At 68.5% G+C, this 16252-nt stretch carries 15 protein-coding genes; 12 read left to right on the top strand and 3 right to left on the bottom strand.

Annotation, left to right across the window (positions count from 1 at the left end; translation table 11 throughout):
- Nucleotides 1–35 precede the first annotated feature (35 nt).
- A complete protein-coding gene (locus V7053_RS03075) occupies nucleotides 36–518 on the bottom strand; it encodes a DUF3093 domain-containing protein (protein ID WP_334170798.1) in 483 nt (160 codons plus the stop codon).
- 135 nt (nucleotides 519–653) lie between these two features.
- Here V7053_RS03075 and dut point away from each other — a divergent pair, with 135 nt between their 5' ends.
- The 4 genes from dut to V7053_RS03055 all read left to right on the top strand — a co-directional run bounded on the left by dut (nucleotide 654) and on the right by V7053_RS03055 (nucleotide 2874).
- On the top strand, nucleotides 654–1079 hold the full coding sequence (gene dut, locus V7053_RS03070; protein ID WP_443022492.1) for a dUTP diphosphatase: 426 nt from the start codon (nucleotides 654–656) through the stop codon (nucleotides 1077–1079).
- Nucleotides 1080–1144: 65 nt separating this feature from the next.
- On the top strand, nucleotides 1145–1855 hold the full coding sequence (locus V7053_RS03065) for a DUF3710 domain-containing protein (protein WP_334170796.1): 711 nt from the start codon (nucleotides 1145–1147) through the stop codon (nucleotides 1853–1855).
- On the top strand, nucleotides 1848–2165 hold the full coding sequence (locus V7053_RS03060; RefSeq protein WP_334170795.1) for a hypothetical protein: 318 nt from the start codon (nucleotides 1848–1850) through the stop codon (nucleotides 2163–2165). The genes V7053_RS03065 and V7053_RS03060 overlap by 8 nt, the downstream gene beginning before the upstream one ends.
- A 1-nt stretch (nucleotide 2166) precedes the next feature.
- Complete coding sequence (locus V7053_RS03055; RefSeq protein ID WP_334170794.1) at nucleotides 2167–2874, top strand: DUF3159 domain-containing protein; 708 nt, start codon at nucleotides 2167–2169, stop codon at nucleotides 2872–2874.
- Nucleotides 2875–2892: 18 nt separating this feature from the next.
- On the opposite strand, the gene V7053_RS03050 is transcribed toward V7053_RS03055, so the two are convergent.
- Both V7053_RS03050 and V7053_RS03045 read right to left on the bottom strand, forming a co-directional pair.
- On the bottom strand, nucleotides 2893–3612 hold the full coding sequence (locus V7053_RS03050; protein WP_334170793.1) for a potassium channel family protein: 720 nt from the start codon (nucleotides 3610–3612) through the stop codon (nucleotides 2893–2895).
- Nucleotides 3609–4283, bottom strand: coding sequence for a potassium channel family protein (locus V7053_RS03045; protein ID WP_334170792.1), 675 nt, complete (start codon nucleotides 4281–4283; stop codon nucleotides 3609–3611). Before V7053_RS03045 ends, V7053_RS03050 begins: the two co-directional genes overlap by 4 nt.
- Before the next feature lie 142 nt (nucleotides 4284–4425).
- Here V7053_RS03045 and V7053_RS03040 point away from each other — a divergent pair, with 142 nt between their 5' ends.
- The 8 genes from V7053_RS03040 to V7053_RS03005 all read left to right on the top strand — a co-directional run bounded on the left by V7053_RS03040 (nucleotide 4426) and on the right by V7053_RS03005 (nucleotide 16244).
- Entirely contained in the window at nucleotides 4426–6399 is a 1974-nt protein-coding gene (locus tag V7053_RS03040; protein ID WP_334170791.1) for an APC family permease, read from the top strand.
- Entirely contained in the window at nucleotides 6396–7712 is a 1317-nt protein-coding gene (locus V7053_RS03035) for a class I SAM-dependent RNA methyltransferase (RefSeq protein WP_334170790.1), read from the top strand. The genes V7053_RS03040 and V7053_RS03035 overlap by 4 nt, the downstream gene beginning before the upstream one ends.
- A gap of 278 nt (nucleotides 7713–7990) precedes the next feature.
- Nucleotides 7991–10816, top strand: a complete 2826-nt coding sequence (locus tag V7053_RS03030; RefSeq protein ID WP_334170789.1) for an aconitate hydratase — start codon at nucleotides 7991–7993, stop codon at nucleotides 10814–10816.
- 150 nt (nucleotides 10817–10966) lie between these two features.
- Entirely contained in the window at nucleotides 10967–12943 is a 1977-nt protein-coding gene (gene dxs, locus V7053_RS03025; RefSeq protein ID WP_334170788.1) for a 1-deoxy-D-xylulose-5-phosphate synthase, read from the top strand.
- Nucleotides 12940–13536 carry a DUF402 domain-containing protein gene (locus V7053_RS03020; protein ID WP_334170787.1) on the top strand — a complete coding sequence of 199 codons (597 nt, stop codon included), beginning with the start codon at nucleotides 12940–12942 and terminating at the stop codon, nucleotides 13534–13536. The genes dxs and V7053_RS03020 overlap by 4 nt, the downstream gene beginning before the upstream one ends.
- Nucleotides 13533–14090 (top strand): hypothetical protein, encoded by a 558-nt coding sequence (locus V7053_RS03015; RefSeq protein WP_334170786.1) that lies wholly within the window; start codon nucleotides 13533–13535, stop codon nucleotides 14088–14090. The genes V7053_RS03020 and V7053_RS03015 overlap by 4 nt, the downstream gene beginning before the upstream one ends.
- Before the next feature lie 62 nt (nucleotides 14091–14152).
- Nucleotides 14153–15130 (top strand): aldo/keto reductase, encoded by a 978-nt coding sequence (locus tag V7053_RS03010; protein WP_334170785.1) that lies wholly within the window; start codon nucleotides 14153–14155, stop codon nucleotides 15128–15130.
- A 67-nt stretch (nucleotides 15131–15197) separates the two neighbouring features.
- Nucleotides 15198–16244 carry a nucleoside hydrolase gene (locus V7053_RS03005; RefSeq protein ID WP_334170809.1) on the top strand — a complete coding sequence of 349 codons (1047 nt, stop codon included), beginning with the start codon at nucleotides 15198–15200 and terminating at the stop codon, nucleotides 16242–16244.
- The last annotated feature ends 8 nt before the right edge of the window (nucleotides 16245–16252 follow it).

Raw genomic sequence — 16252 nt, 5'->3', positions numbered from 1 at the left:
CCCCTTCCCCGTTCGTGCGCGCCTGCGCGAAGACCTCAGCCCTGCGCCCCCAGGGCTTCGACGAGCTTTGCCGGCCGCCGAGTCGAGACGAGCCAGTAAGGCGTCGGGTCCTCGGGATCGTCCAGCTCCACTCGGACGACGGCTGAGATCCATCCGCGCATGCAGAGGTAGGCGCGACCGTCGAGGCGGGTGCCGCGCTCGGCCGTGGCCTCGTCCCCCGTGAAGGCCTCGGCGGAAGCGACGAATTCGCGGGGGAGGACGGCGCGGCCCGCGCGGAGCTCGCGGGGCGTGACGACGACGGCGGGCGTCGTTGCGATGAGGATCCCGCACAGGACCAGGAACACGAGGACAGCTCCCGTGTACCCTGCGGCAATGCTGATCGGGGCCAGCACAAGGATGCACGCCCCGGCGATGCCCACGACGACGATCCAGACCCACCACGAGGGCCAGAGCTTTTCGCTGTAGATCGTCGCGGCGGATTCGCGCGGCAGGGGAGAGGAGGAGGGCGATTCAGGCATGGGTCAAGCTTTTCACCTCGTGCACGGAGCACCAAAGCCAACCGATACAGTGGAGTGGTGACCGCAGCCGAGACGACTGACGACACCGACCGCACGACCCCGGCATGGGAGCCCACCCTCGAGATCGAGGTGCTCATGCTCGACGACGGGCTCCCAACACCCTCCTACGCCCATCCCGGAGACGCCGGCGCCGACCTCTGCTCCCGGATCGACTTCACTCTGGCCCCTGGGGAGCGGCTTCTGGTCCCGACGGGTGTCAGCATCGCGCTCCCGTTCGGCTACGTCGCGCTCATCCATCCGCGATCCGGCCTCGCGACCCGCCATGGCCTCACAGTCGTGAATGCCCCGGGCACTGTTGACGCCGGCTACCGGGGGGAGATCGCCGTGACGCTCCTGAACACGGACGTGCGTGAGACCCTGCGCCTCCAGCGCGGCGATAGAATTGCCCAGATGGTGATCCAGCGCGTCGAGTACGCGCGCTTCGTTCCCGTCGCCTCGCTTTCGGAGTCGGCGCGGGGGACCGGCGGCTTCGGCTCCACCGGGGGATTCTCGGCGCGATAGCGCCTGCACGGACGGGAGGCGCGCGAGGGCGGCCTCGCGGACGGCTTACTGAAGGAGTTGTTGACGTGCTGTTCGGACGTGGCAAGAACGCCAAGTTGACCGCCGAGGACCCCTCGGTGCTTGGCACGCCCCAACGGGAGGCCGAGCCCGACAAGAGCGGCTTCGGGCGCCCTGCCAAGGGTCCCTTCGACGCGAGCGAGAAGGACACGGCTGTCGGTTATGTCGACCTCGGGGCGATTCTCATCCGTCCCGTCGAGGGACTCCAGATCCGCCTCGAAGTCGAGGAGGCAACCCGCCGCGTCGTCGCCGTGACCCTTGACCTCAACGGCTCGAGCCTGCAGCTCCAGGCCTTCGCGGCTCCGCGGTCGGCGGGGCTCTGGGGCGAAATCCGGGCTCAGATCGCTCAGTCGGTGGCAAGCCAGGGCGGCACGGTGGAGGAGATCGAGGGAAGCTTCGGGCCCGAGCTCATCGCCAAGCTCCCCACCTCCACGGCCGACGGGCGCCGAGGCTACAGGGTGGCGCACTTCATGGGGGTCGACGGACCCCGCTGGTTCCTGCGCGGAGTCATGTCCGGGAATGCGGTCATGGACCGTGCAGCGGCTGAGGAGCTCGAAGAGCTCTTCCGGTCGGTCGTCGTCGATCGCGGCGAGGCGCCGCTCCCGCCCAGCGAACTCCTCCCTCTGCGTCTTCCCGTCGACCAGCCCCAGCAGGAGCAGGCCGGCGCTCCCGGGCTCGCGGCGCCTGAGCGCGGCCCGGAGATCACGCATCTTGGCTGAGCGCTCCGTTCCGGCCGAGGTCGATTTCTCCCGTCTTCCCGAGCGCGGCGTGGTCGCGGGGGAGGGCGTCATTCGTTCCGTGACCTTCGTGGCGCCGTCGGAGGCGCCGCGCTTCACCGCGATGATCGAGGACGCGGAGGCGGAACGACCCGGAAGGGGGCCGGCGATTCGCCTTCTGTGGCTCGGTCGCCGCCGCATCCGAGGCATCGACGCCGGGACGCCGGTCCGCTTCTCCGGGATGCTCTCCACCGTTCAGGGAGAGCCCACCATCTACAACCCCCGCTACGAGATCCTCGCGAAGGAGGAATGAGATGGAGTCCGAAGGGCAGCAGTCGAAGGAACCCAGCGCCGCCGAGTTGGCGGCAGCGTACGCTGCCAAGGCCGGGCTCCACCGCCACGCCGACGGGCGGATTGACGTCCTCCGCAGCGCGGGCGGAGTGCGGGGCGTGCTCGAGAGCATCCTGCCTGGCCTCGTGTTCCTCGTGGTCTTCACTGCCGTGCGGGACCTGGTCCTCTCGGCCGTCCTCTCGCTCGCCGTCGCGGCCGTCTTCGTCGTCGTGCGTCTGCTGACGCGCACGTCGCTGGCTCAGGCGTTCGCAGGCATCGTCGGCATCGCGGTCTCCGCGGCCTTGGCCCTCTTCACCGGCAAGGCCGAGAACTTCTACGTCTCGGGGTTCGTGACCAACGCGGCCTACATCGTGGCGCTCGCCGTCTCCGTCTTCGTGAAGTGGCCGCTCATGGGAGTGGTCTTCGGCTTCCTGCGCAACGAGGGCGTCCACTGGCGCGGTGACGAGCAGCGGTCCCGCCAGTACCGGCTCGGGACCTGGATCATGGTCGCGGTCCTGGGACTCCGGCTCGTCGTCGAAGTGCCGCTGTACCTTCTGGGCGACCCAGGCCTCGTGGCCCTCGGAGCGATGCGCCTCATCCTTGGTGTTCCGCTCTACGCCCTGGGCATTTGGCTCGCGTGGCTTCTCACGCGGCCCGCGGCGTCTGGTTCCGCGGCCCGCGCCGGCGACTAGCGCGCCCCGACGAGCGCGTCAGCCGTCGAAGAGGTCGTCTTCGCCTTCCTCGGTGGGAAGCTCCTCATTCTCGGGCCCGTTCGCGGGCGAGAGCAGCCCGCGGAGTTCGTCCTCGGCGGCGATGGTCGTGACGAAGAACAGCTCGTCCCGGTGGTCGATGACGTCGTCGACGCTCGGTGTGATAGGTGACTGGTCGCGGAGGATCGCGACGAGCGTCGCATCAGCGGGCCATTCGACCTGGCCGACGGTACGCCCGATGAGGTCCGAGTTTGCGGGCACGGTGAATTCGACGAGCGAGGCCACCCCGGTCTGGAGCGTCAGGAGCCGCACGACATCGCCGATCTCGACCGCCTCTTCCACGAGCGCGGTCATCAGGCGCGGGGTGTTGACGGCGACGTCGACGCCCCAGGAGCCGTCGAACATCCAGTCGTTCTTCGGGTTGTTGACGCGGCCCACTGTCCGGCCAACCCCGAATTCCGTCTTCGCCAGCAGCGAGACGACGAGATTGACCTTGTCGTCTCCCGTCGCGGCGACGACGACGTCGGCCTCGTCGACGCGCGCCTCCTTGAGCGTCGAGATCTCGCATGCGTCGCCCACGAGCCACTTCGCCCCGCGGAGGCCGCTGCGGCCGATGACCTCGGGCTTCGGGTCGATGAGCAGCACGTCATGCCGGTGGGCGAGCAGTTCCCGGGCGATGGACGAGCCGACGCTTCCCGCGCCGGCGATGATGACCTTCACAGTCCCTCCTTGGCGGGCGGTGCGGCGAGAATGCGGGAGACCTCGCCCGTGTCGTCGAGGCTCATCATGACGTGGACCGTGTCCCCCTCCTGATAGCTCGTGCTCGCGTTGGGCAGCAGACCCTCGCCGAAACGCGTCACATAGGCGACGCGCACGGGGGCCACCCGCTCGATCGCGGAGAGCGGCTGTCCGAGCCACGCGGGATCGAGGTCGACCTCCGTGAGGACGAGCCTGCCCGAAGCGTCGCGGAAGTCGCCCGCGATGCCGGCTTCCGGCAGGATGCGGCGCAGCACCTGGTCAGCGCTCCACCGCACCGCGGCCACGGTGGGGATACCGAGCCGCTGGTAGATCTCGGCGCGGCCGGGATCGTAGATCCGGGCGACCACGTGCGGGACGTGGAAGGTCTCACGGGCGACGCGTGTCGCGAGGATGTTGGAGTTGTCCCCGCTTGAGACGGCCGCGAAGGCGTAGGCGTCTTCGATTCCGGCCTGGCGCATGGTGTCCCGGTCGAAGCCGATGCCGGTGACCTTGCGGCCGCCGAACGTGCGCCGAAGCCGGCGGAACGCACGGTCGTCCTGGTCGATGATGGCCACCGAATGGCCCGAATCCTCGAGCGTGTGCGCGAGGGTGACGCCCACACGCCCGCACCCCATGATCACGTAATGCGCCACCCGCGCTCCTTGCTCGCTCTGGCCGGAAGAAAGCCGACGCCGCCTCCGCCGACGGGAAGCCTGACTCCCAATGTATCGAATACGCCTGCTGGTGCGGCGCTACGGACTATGACTTGCCGCTCGCAGCGCATACCGTGTCTTCGTGCTGCAGATACTCAACGCGGTCAAGCGGGTGCTGGTCGGGCGACCGTTCCGCAACGACAGGATGAGCCACACGCTCCTGCCCAAACGGATCGCCCTTCCGATCTTCGCCTCGGACGCCCTCTCGTCCGTTGCCTACGCCCCGGACGAGATCCTCCTCACTCTGGCCCTCGCGGGCGTCGGTGCGGTCGCCCTCTCGCCGTGGGTGGGGATCGCCGTCATGCTCGTGCTGCTCACCGTCGTCGGGTCCTACCGCCAGAACGTGCACGCCTACCCTTCCGGGGGAGGCGACTATGAGATTGCGACAACGAACCTCGGCCGCTTCGCGGGGCTCACAGTCGCGTCCGCTCTCCTCGTGGACTACGTGCTGACCGTCGCGGTTTCGATGTCTTCGGCCGCGAACTACCTGACCACGGCTGTGCCGGCCCTTCAAGGGCAGCAGGCCCTCGTCGCCGTCGTCGGTGTCCTCGTCCTCGCACTGGTCAACCTGCGGGGCGTCAAGGAGGCCGGGACCGTCTTCGCCGCGCCGACGTACATCTTCATGCTCTCGATCCTGGGCATGACGCTGGTCGGCCTCTTCCAGTTCCTCACAGGCACCCTGCGGCCCTCCGCGAGCGCGGGCTTCCAGATCGTGCCGTCCGCCGAGTTCAGCCAAGGCCTCGTCGGGCTCGCGGGCGGCTTCCTCCTGCTCCGGGCGTTCTCGTCCGGCGCCGCGGCCCTCACGGGTGTCGAGGCGATCAGCAATGGGGTGCCCAACTTCAGACCCCCCAAGAGCGCGAACGCTGCCCGCACGCTTCTGCTCCTCGGCGTGGTCGCCGCGGCCATGCTGGCCGGAATCCTCTTCCTCGCGAACGCGACGCAAGTCCACCTCGCGCAGGACCCGACGAGCGAGCTCACCCTCAACGGCCAGCCCCTCCCGTCCGACTACGTGCAGACGCCGGCGATCGGACAGATCGCCCAGGCGGTGTTCGGCGACGGGAGCCTCGCGTTCTACATCGTGGTCGCGGCGACCGGCGTCATCCTCGTGTTCGCTTCCAACACGGCTTTCAACGGCTTCCCGATCCTCGCGTCGATCCTCGCCCAGGACGGTTATCTCCCGCGTCAGCTCCGCACACGGGGCGATCGGCTCGCGTTCAGCAACGGCGTCATCCTGCTCGCGGCCGGAGCGCTCGTCCTCGTCGTCGCGTTCAACGCGGACGTCACACGGCTCATCCAGCTGTACATCGTGGGCGTCTTCGTCTCCTTCACGTCGAGCCAGTTCGGAATGATCCGTCACTGGACCCGGGAGCTCCAGCGCGTGAAGGAGCGCGCAGTCCGGCAGCGCATGCGGCGCTCGCGCGTCGTCAACTCGATCGGCTTCGGGATGACGGCCACGGTTCTCGTGATCGTGCTCATCACGAAGTTCGAGCACGGCGCCTGGATCGCAATCCTGGCGATGATCGTCCTGTTCCTGATCATGTGGAGCATCCGCGCCCACTACGACAGGGTGGCCCGAGAACTGGCCGTCGGGGACGATGCGTCGGCCCGCGCGCTGCCCAGCCGGGTCCACGCCGTCCTGCTCGTCTCACACGTCCGCAAGCCCGTGCTGCGCGCCCTGGCCTACGCCCGTGCCTCCCGTCCCTCACGGCTCGACGCCGTGACGGTGGACATCAGCCCTGAGGAGACGGCGCAGACGGTGGCGGACTGGGAGAAGCTCGACATACCGGTGCCGCTTACCGTGCTCGCGAGCCCCTACCGCGAAACGGTGACGCCGCTGCTCGAGTACATCGACAGCATGCGGCGCGAGTCGCCGCGGGACCTGATCGTCGTGTACATCCCCGAATATGTCGTGGGGAAGTGGTGGGAGCAGCTCGTGCACAACCAGACAGCGCTGCGGATCAAGGCGCGGCTCCACTTCGAACCCGGCGTGATGGTCGCGAGCGTCCCGTGGCAGCTCAAGTCCTCGGAGACAGCGCGGAGGCTGCAGGAACTGTGAACGATCTCGAACTCCGGCTCGGCCCCATTGCGCATGGGGGTCACACGGTCGCGCGCCACGAGGGACGTGTTGTCTTCGTGCGGCACGGGCTCCCCGGCGAGCTCGTGCGTGTCCGGCTCACCGACACGGAGGCCGAGCGCAGGTTCTGGCGCGGCGACGTCGTCGAGGTGCTCGAAGGCTCGCCCGACCGGCGACCGCATGTGTGGGCCCCGGCTGATTCCCTCACGGCGTATGCAGCAGGCAGCGTCCCCGTGGGAGGCGCGGAATTCGGTCACATCGAACTCGCCGAGCAGCGTCGGCTCAAGGCGGCGGTCATCCGCGAGCAGCTCTCCCGTCTAGCCCACGTCACGCTCGACGTGGAGGTCGAGGAGGTTTCCTTGGGCGGCGCGGCTGAGGCCGCGGGGCTTCATTGGCGCACGCGGTGCAGCTTTGCCGTCGACGACGACGGGCGGCTCGCGATGCACGCCCACCGCTCGGAGACGGTCATCCCCATCCGGGACATGCCGCTTGCGGTCGAGGAGATCGAGCGTCTTGGCCTGTGGGATGCGGACCTTTCGGGGGTCGAGCGAGTCGAGGTCGCGGCCCCAGCGTCGGGGGCGACTCCGCTCGTCGTCTTCACGCTGGCCGAGGAGCTCGGGTCCGCACGGCTCAGTGCCCTTGCCGAGGTCGTGGCCACCGACGCATCTGTGAGCGTCGTCGCCCCCGGAGGCGGGGCCCCGCTCACGCTGCGCGGCCGGGGCTCTGTCTCTGAGCAGGCAGGGGGCTACCACTACACCGTCACGGGAGAAGGCTTCTGGCAGATCCACCGTAGGGCTCCCGAGGCGCTCATGGCCGCGGTGCTCGATGCCGTGGGAAGCGAGGTTGCCGAGGGCGCGGCCGTCGCCGATCTCTACGCTGGCGCAGGCCTGTTCACGGCGCCTCTCGCGGCTCGTGTCGGGCCGTCCGGATCGGTGCTCTCCGTCGAGGGGTCGCCGGGGACGAGCCGGGACGCGCGGCGCACGTTCAAGCGGTTGCCGCAGGTCGACGTCGTCCAAGGCCGGGTCGAGCGCGTGCTGCGGCAGCGCGCCGGGGAACGCTTCGCCGCCGTCGTCCTTGACCCGCCGCGTGCTGGAGCGGGCCGGGAAGTGGTGCGGCAACTCGTCGCGGCGGCCCCCCGGGCCGTCGCCTACGTCTCATGCGACCCCGCCTCGTTCGCGCGCGACCTCGGCTGGTTCCTCGAGGCGGGGTGGAGCCTCGAGTGGCTGCGGGGGTTGGATTTGTATCCGCAGACGCACCACATAGAGACCGTGGCGTTGTTGAAGCCCGGCTCGTAGCCGCTTGGATCAGGGCGGGGGAGAGTGCGGGCCGTGGCGTTGTTGAAGCCCGGCTCGTAGCCGCTTGGATCAGGGCGGGGGAGAGTGCGGGCCGTGGCGTTGTTGAAGCCCGGCTCGTAGCGTTGCGTCCGGCCCATCGCTTGGCGAAGGCCCCGGAACTAGGATGGCCTTGGCGCCGAAAGCCCGTCCGCGTCGGACGCAAGCTAGCTTAGGCTTGCCTAACTAGCAACGGTCCCTGCGCGCGGCAAAGATGGCAGTGTTGCGAGAGGAGTGGTGCATTGAGCACTGTGGACAGCTTCGGATCCAAGGGCGTACTGAACGTCGGTGGCACCGATTACGAAATTTTCCGGCTGAGCGCCGTTGAGGGCTCTGAGTCCCTGCCGTTCAGCCTCAAGGTTCTGCTCGAGAACCTTCTCCGCACCGAGGACGGTGCCAACATCACGGCCGACCACGTTCGCGCCTTGGCGGGTTGGGATCAGAATGCCCAGCCCAACACGGAGATCCAGTTCACCCCGGCGCGTGTCATCATGCAGGACTTCACGGGTGTGCCCTGCGTCGTCGACCTTGCCACGATGCGCGAGGCGATCAAGGACCTGGGTGGGGATCCGGAGCGCGTCAACCCGCTCGCCCCGGCCGAGCTCGTGATCGACCACTCCGTGCAGATCGACGTCTTCGGCAACTCGGGCGCGATCGAGCGGAACATGGAGATCGAGTACCAGCGCAACGGCGAGCGGTACCAGTTCCTCCGCTGGGGCCAGACGGCGTTCGAGGACTTCAAGGTCGTCCCGCCGGGCATGGGCATCGTGCACCAGGTCAACATCGAATACCTTGCCCGCACGATCATGACGCGCGAGGTGGAGACGCCCGAGGGCAAGGTCCTTCGCGCGTACCCTGACACGCTCGTCGGCACGGACTCGCACACCACGATGGTCAACGGCCTCGGCGTCCTCGGCTGGGGCGTCGGCGGCATCGAGGCCGAGGCGGCCATGCTCGGCCAGCCCGTCTCCATGCTCATCCCGCGCGTCGTCGGCTTCAGGCTCTCTGGCTCCATCCCCGCGGGCGCGACCGCGACCGACGTCGTCCTCACGATCACCGAGATGCTCCGCAAGCACGGAGTCGTCGGCAAGTTCGTCGAGTTCTACGGCGAGGGCGTGGCCGAGGTTCCGCTCGCCAACCGCGCAACCATCGGAAACATGAGCCCCGAGTTCGGCTCGACCGCGGCGATCTTCCCGATCGATCAGGTGACGCTCGACTACCTGCGGCTCACCGGGCGTCCCGAAGATAACGTCGCGCTCGTCGAGGCGTACGCGAAGGAGCAGGGCCTCTGGCACGATGCTTCCCGCGAGCCGCGATTCTCCGAGTACCTCGAGCTCGACCTCTCGACCGTGGTGCCGTCGATCTCCGGCCCCAAGCGGCCGCAGGACCGCATCATCCTGACTGAGGCAAAGGACCAGTTCCGGGAGGACCTGCGCAACTATGTGAAGGAAGAGCCCGCCGACGGGAGCCTCGACGAGGCGATCTCGGAGAGCTTCCCCGCGTCTGATGCGCCCTCGTACACCACTTCGGCGAGCCACATCACCGAGGAGGCTCCCCACCGGCACGGCCCGTCGCACGACGGCCGCCCGAGCCGCCGGGTGGAAGTCGCCATGAGCGACGGCCGCAGGTTCGAGCTCGACCACGGGGCCGTGAGCATTGCGTCGATCACCTCGTGCACCAACACCTCGAACCCCTCGGTGATGCTCGCGGCGGCCGTGCTGGCGCGCAACGCCGTCGAGAAGGGCCTCACCTCGAAGCCCTGGGTCAAGACCTCGGTCGCTCCGGGCTCGAAGGTCGTCACCGACTACTACGAGAAGTCGGGCCTGGTTCCGTACCTCGAGAAGCTGGGTTTCTACACTGTCGGCTACGGCTGCACCACCTGCATCGGCAACTCCGGTCCGCTGGAGGAGGAGATCTCCGCAGCCATCCAGGAGAACGACCTCTCCGTCACGGCAGTCCTCTCGGGCAACCGCAACTTCGAGGGCCGCATCAACCCCGACGTGAAGATGAACTACCTCGCGTCGCCGCCGCTCGTCATCGCCTATGCCCTCGCTGGGACGATGGACTTCGACTTCGACTCGGAGCCCCTCGGCCAGGACCAAGACGGCAATGACGTCTTCCTGAAGGACATCTGGCCGAACCCGACCGAGGTCCAGCAGATCATGGACGCCTCGATCGACCAGGACATGTTCACGAAGTCCTATGCGACGATCTTCGACGGCGACGAGCGGTGGCGTTCGCTGCCGACGCCGACCGGCTCGACGTTCGAGTGGGACGAGAACTCCACGTACGTTCGGAAGCCTCCGTACTTCGAAGGCATGAAGGCGCAGCCGGACCCGGTCGCGGACATCGATGGGGCTCGGGTGCTCCTCAAGCTCGGCGACTCCGTGACGACGGACCACATCTCGCCGGCCGGCTCCTTCAAGTCGGACACCCCGGCGGGCCAGTACCTCCTCTCGCACGGCGTGGAGCGCAAGGACTTCAACTCCTACGGCTCGCGCCGCGGCAACCACGAGGTCATGATCCGCGGCACCTTCGCGAACATCCGCATCAAGAACCAGCTGCTCGACGGGGTCGAGGGCGGATTCACGAAGGACTTCACGCAGGACGGCGCCCCGCAGGCATACGTCTACGATGCGGCGATGAACTACCAGAAGGCAGGAACCCCCCTCGTCGTCCTCGCGGGCAAGGAGTACGGCTCGGGCTCCTCGCGCGACTGGGCCGCGAAGGGCACCGCCCTCCTGGGAGTCAAGGCCGTCATCGCCGAGAGCTACGAGCGCATCCACCGCTCGAACCTCATCGGCATGGGCGTCCTTCCGCTCCAGTTCCCGGCCGGCGAGTCCGCCGCGTCGCTGGGCCTCACAGGCAACGAGGTGTTCTCCGTCGAGGGCATCACGGAGCTCAACGAAGGCTCGACGCCGCAGACGGTCAAGGTGACCGCGAAGGCAGAGGACGGCGGCACGAAGTCCTTCGACGCCGTCCTGCGCATCGACACGCCAGGCGAGGCGGACTACTACCGCAACGGCGGGATCCTGCAGTACGTGCTGCGCCAGATCTCCGCGAAGTGACGCGCAGAGCGCATCGCTGACGCGGCGACCGCCTCTCTGCGCCCCGAGGGCCTCCACCGTTGTGGGGGCCCTCGGCCGTTTGGGGTGAACCGACGCCTGCAGGGGAAGGGGCTACAGTGGGTTGAGCAGTTTTCGAGCAAGGAGCAGCCCTTGGGCATTCTGGAGAGCATCCGCGGACCGAAAGACCTCGACCGCCTCACCTCCCAGGAGCTGACGGATTTGGCCGACGAGATCCGTCGCTTCCTCATCCGCAACGTCGCGCAGACCGGGGGCCATCTCGGCCCGAACCTCGGCGTGGTCGAGCTCACCCTCGCGATCCACCGGGTCTTCGATTCGCCGCGTGACAGCATCATCTTCGACACGGGGCACCAGTCCTACGTCCACAAGCTCATCACGGGGCGCCAGGATTTCTCGTCGCTCCGGCAGCAGGGGGGCCTCTCTGGCTACCCCTCCCGGTCCGAGAGCGAACACGACATCGTCGAGTCCTCGCACGCGTCGTCGTCCCTCTCCTGGGCGGACGGGATCTCGAAGGCCCACAAGCTCACCGGCCAAGGCGACCGGCACACGGTCGTCGTCGTCGGCGACGGCGCGCTCACGGGAGGCATGGCCTGGGAGGCGCTCAACAACATCGCGGCGGACAAGGACCGGCGGATCGTGATCGTCGTCAACGACAACGGTCGGTCGTACGCCCCGACCGTCGGCGGCTTCGCTGACTACCTCGCTTCGCTCCGCCCTGCGATCGACGCCGTACGCGCAGCGCCGGCCTACGAGGGCACCCTCGCTTTCTGGAAGAAGCGTCTCCAAGAGGGCGGCCCGGTGGGCCGGTTCACCTACAAGGGCCTGCATGCCGCCAAGAAGGGCGTCAAGGACTGGTGGGCACCGCAGGGCATGTTCGAGGACCTCGGCCTCAAGTACCTGGGCCCTGTCGACGGTCACGACGAGCGGGCCATCGAGAACGCCCTCACGGCCGCCAAGCATTTCGCCGGGCCCGTGATCGTCCATGCGATGACCGAGAAGGGCCGCGGCTACGCGCCCGCGAGGGCGAATGAGGCCGACCAGTTCCATGCGGTGGGAGTCATCGATCCCCTCACGGGTGAGCCCTTGGGCGAGGGCGCAGCCGCGTCCTGGACGAGCGTCTTCGCCGACGAGATCGCCGCGATTGCCGACGAGCGGCCAGACGTCGTCGGCATCACCGGCGCGATGCTCATCCCGGTGGGCCTGAACAAGTTCGCCGAGCGGCATCCTGATCGGGTCTTCGACGTCGGGATCGCCGAGCAGCATGCCATGACGAGCGCGGCCGGGATGGCCTTCGGCGGGCTCCACCCCGTGGTGGCGGTCTACTCGACGTTCCTCAACCGCGCGTACGACCAGCTCCTCATGGATGTCGCCCTCCACAGGGCGGGAGTGACAGTCGTGCTGGACCGCGCGGGCGTCACTGGGCCGGATGGCGCGAGCCACCACGGCCAGTGGGACATGGCCCTCGTGCAGAGTGTCCCCGGCCTGCATCTCGCGGCTCCGCGGGACGCCACCCGGCTTCGCGAGGAGCTGCGGGAAGCGGTTGCGGTCTCCGACGCGCCGACCGTCGTGAGATTTTCGAAAGGGACCGTCGGCCCGGAGACCGAGGCCCTCGAGCGCCTCGTCGACGGCGTCGACGTGCTCCGTCGTACCGGAACCGAGAAGGACAAGAGCGCCGACGTGCTCCTCGTCGCGGTCGGTGCGATGAGTGACCTCGCCCTGGACGTCGCGGGGCGGCTGGACCGTCAGGGGATCAGTTCGACGGTCGTGGATCCCCGGTGGGTCCTGCCGGTTCCGAAGAGCGTCATCCGGCTCGCGGCCGAGCACCGGATCGTGGTGTGCCTCGAAGACGGGGTTCGGGCGGGCGGAGTCGGTTCGCGGATCCGGCAGGAGATGAGGGCCGTCGGCGTCGACACCGCGCTCAACGAGGTCGGTCTCCCGGTTGAGTTCCTCGATCACGGGACGAGGTCCCAAGTGCTTGCCCGCGTGGGCCTCACCGCGCAGCAGATCACGCATGACATCGTGGCGCAGGTCCTCGGCATGAAGGTTCCGTTCGCCCGTCCCCTTCCCGGGCAGCCGGTGCCGCGCACCGGCAGTCTCCCGCAGCTGTGATCCGCGGATTCTCCGTCTCTTTCGCTGATCACCGTCCCGCCGACCTTCCGCGCCCGGGCGACCTCGTCGTCGCACGCAACCGCAAGTGGGATGGCGGAGCGCACTGGGTCGTGCCGGGCATCCATCTGGGCGAGGACGAGCACGGCTGGTGGATGTATCAGGGGCGGGATGAATTCATCTCCCGCCCCGGCATGGCGCTCTACACGCTCACTGACGCCGTTCTGCTCGTGCCGCGTGAAGGCAACTACGCGGCGACGTTCTACGATGACGCGAACCCCGGCGAGTTCCGCGTCTACGTGGACCTCGCGTGGGATTTGTCCTGGCGCCGGATCCGGGAGGATCCGGACGGGACGGTCGAGTTCCACATGATCGACATGGACCTCGACGTGATCCGTGCGGCAGGTCGAGGCGTCTTCGTCGACGACGAGGACGAGTTCGAGGAGCATCGCGCGAGCATGGCTTATCCCGACGAACTCGTGCGCGCCGTGAGGGCAGAATGCGAGCGCCTCGTCGAGCTCGTACGCGAGGGTCTGGGTCCCTTCGGCGGCACCGCCGACGCATGGCTCGCCCAAGGAAGGAAGGACCACACATGAGTTTCCTGCGCGTCTACCGCAAGCGGGACGATGGCAGCCTCGAGTTCCGGGAGGCATGGCACGACGACGACACCGCCCAATTCGTCGTCAACCGCGGCGTCGTGGGTCACGTCTCGACGACCAAGGAGACGAACGACGTCGACGCTGCCGCGGCCGAGGGGCTCCTGGCCGCGTTCGCATCCCAGTGCGAGGACGACGGCTTCGCCGAGATTCCGGAGGCGGAGCAGGACCGTGTCGCGGCCCAATTCGCGCTCAAGAGCCAGACAGGCACGGAACGCGACCGCTTCCTGGAACGCCAGGCCGTGCGGGCGCTCACGGCGCACCTCGCGTGGCGAGGACTGGGAACCGTCGAGGAAAGCGCCATGGGTGCTGGGCGGCTCACGATCTTCATGCGTACGGTCGACGTCCCGAAGGCCGTCGCGGCCGTCAAGACGTGCCTGCGCGAGAGCACGAGCGATTTCACGAAGCTCTCGATCGCGGTTGCCAAGGCCGACTCGCCCGACGACTTCAAGCTCAAGCACGCTCCCGCCGGGATCCACAGCTTCTCGCTCTGAGCGGGCCGCCCGCCCCCGTCGGGGCGGACCATGTGGTCGCGGGGCGCGAGTAGGCTGGCGCTATGACTGACTACCGCCGTTTGGGCCGTTCGGGCCTCACCGTGTCAACCGTCGGACTGGGGTGCAACAATCTCGGCCGCGCCAACACCCCCACCGAAACGCAGGAGGGCACCGACGCCGTGGTCCACGCCGCCATCGACGCGGGCATCACGCTGTTCGACGTCGCGGACGTGTACGGCAAGACGCCGGGGCTGAGCGAGGAGATGCTCGGCCGTGCGCTCAAGGGCCAGCGCGACGACGTCGTGGTGGCGACCAAGTTCGGCATGGACATGCGCGGGGCGAACGGCAAGGACTTCGGTGCGCGCGGTTCGCGCCGCTACATCAAGCAGGCCGTCGAGGCGTCCCTCCGGCGGCTCGACACCGATTGGATCGACCTCTACCAGTTCCACACGCCCGACCCGGAGACGCCGATCGAGGAGACCCTTTCGGCTCTTGACGACCTCGTGCACGAGGGCAAGGTCCGCTATATCGGGCACTCGAACCGGGCGGGCTGGCAGGTCGCGGAGGCAGAGTTCGCTGCGAGGATCGGCGGTTACACGCCATTCGTCTCGAGCCAGAACCACTACAACCTGCTGGACCGCAGAGCGGAGCTCGAGGTGACCCAGGCAGCGGAGGCCTACGGCCTCGGGGTCCTGCCGTACTTCCCGCTCGCGAACGGGCTGCTCACCGGCAAGTACTCGCGCGGCGTGGCGCCGGAGGGTTCGCGGCTCTCGCACACGCGCACCAACCTCGTGCACGACGCCGACTGGGACCAGCTCGACCGATTCTCCGCGTTCGCAGAGGAGCGTGGCCTGACAGAGCTCCAGGTCGCGTTCTCATGGCTCGCGGCGCAGCCCTCGGTCGCGAGCGTGATTGCGGGCGCCACCAAACCCGAGCAGATCCGTGAGAACGCCGAGGCCGCCTCCTGGCAGCCGAGCGCTGAGGACCTCGCCGAGCTCGACGAGATCTTCCCGCGCACGCCGAAGGTCGCCCTCTTCTAGGATCAGCGTGCACGAGAGTTCCCGCCCCGTCCTGCACGAGGCGCGTCGCGAGCCCGTGTCCATCCTCATGGATTGCGACACGGGCATCGATGACGCGCTGGCGCTCGTCTATCTCTGCAGCCAGCCCCACGTCGAACTCGTCGCTGTCACGAGCACGCCGGGGAACGTCGACGCGGACCAGGTCGCGCGGAACAACCTTGCGCTCCTCGAGCTGTGCCAGCGCCCGGAGGTGCCGGTGGCCATCGGGGCAAGGGCCCCCCTCGGCATCCCTCTCGTGACCACCCCCGAGACCCACGGGCCGCAGGGCATCGGCTACGCCGAGCTCCCGGCCCCGAGCCGGAGCCCAGAGGGACGAGACGCCGTCGAGCTCTGGATCGAGGCCGCCCGGGCCCGACCGGGGGAGCTCACTGCGCTGCTGACCGCCCCCCTGACCAACTTCGCCCTCGCGCTCCGAGCGGAGCCCCGCCTGCCGGAGCTCCTGCGCGGCGTCGTCATCATGGGGGGCGCCTACTTCTACCAGGGCAACACGACTCCCACGGCCGAGTGGAACACGCACGTCGACCCGCACGCCGCCGCGGAAGTATTCCGGGCGTTCGCGGGGCAACCCGAGGGAAGGCTGCCGATAGCATGCGCGCTCGAGACGACCGAGCGCATCGAGCTGCGGCCCGAGCACATCGCGGCCCTGGCGGAGGCTGCCGGATGCGCGGAGCCGGAGCTGGTCGACCCGGAACAGGCGGCGGGATGGCGCAGCCGTGCGTCGAACCCGCTCGTGCGCCATCTGAGCGACATGCTCCGGTTCTACTTCGAGTTCCACCGGGACTACGACCAGGGCTACGTGGCCCACGTGCATGACTACTTCGCGGCGAGTGTGGCGGCTGGGACCGCGGCGTACTCGACTCGGACGGCAACCGTCCACGTCGAAACCGACGCCCCTCGGCTCCTCGGCACGACCATCGCCGACTACCGTGGGCTGTGGGGGGAGCCCCCTAACGCGCGGATCGTGGCGAGCAATCGGCCGAAGGAGGCGTTCGATGAGCTCGTGGCGGCCGTGGGCGCACTCGGGCGGCGGATCGCGCGAGGCCGACCTGAAGCCCTTGCCAGCCCACTGGGCTAGACTTTTGA

This window comes from Sinomonas sp., from assembly GCF_036848755.1.
Taxonomy (GTDB): domain Bacteria; phylum Actinomycetota; class Actinomycetes; order Actinomycetales; family Micrococcaceae; genus Sinomonas.
Note: the sequence above shows the minus strand (reverse complement) of the source record. Positions and strands in the feature narration are given on the sequence as shown.

What these genes read in the sequence shown, in the direction of transcription:
- V7053_RS03075 (WP_334170798.1), bottom strand. Translation starts at nt 518, where the DNA reads ATGCCTGAATCGCCCTCCTCCTCTCCCCTGCCGCGCGAATCCGCCGCG.
- dut (WP_443022492.1), top strand. Translation starts at nt 654, where the DNA reads ATGCTCGACGACGGGCTCCCAACACCCTCCTACGCCCATCCCGGAGAC.
- V7053_RS03055 (WP_334170794.1), top strand. Translation starts at nt 2,167, where the DNA reads ATGGAGTCCGAAGGGCAGCAGTCGAAGGAACCCAGCGCCGCCGAGTTG.
- V7053_RS03015 (WP_334170786.1), top strand. Translation starts at nt 13,533, where the DNA reads ATGAGTTTCCTGCGCGTCTACCGCAAGCGGGACGATGGCAGCCTCGAG.
- V7053_RS03010 (WP_334170785.1), top strand. Translation starts at nt 14,153, where the DNA reads ATGACTGACTACCGCCGTTTGGGCCGTTCGGGCCTCACCGTGTCAACC.
- V7053_RS03005 (WP_334170809.1), top strand. Translation starts at nt 15,198, where the DNA reads ATGGATTGCGACACGGGCATCGATGACGCGCTGGCGCTCGTCTATCTC.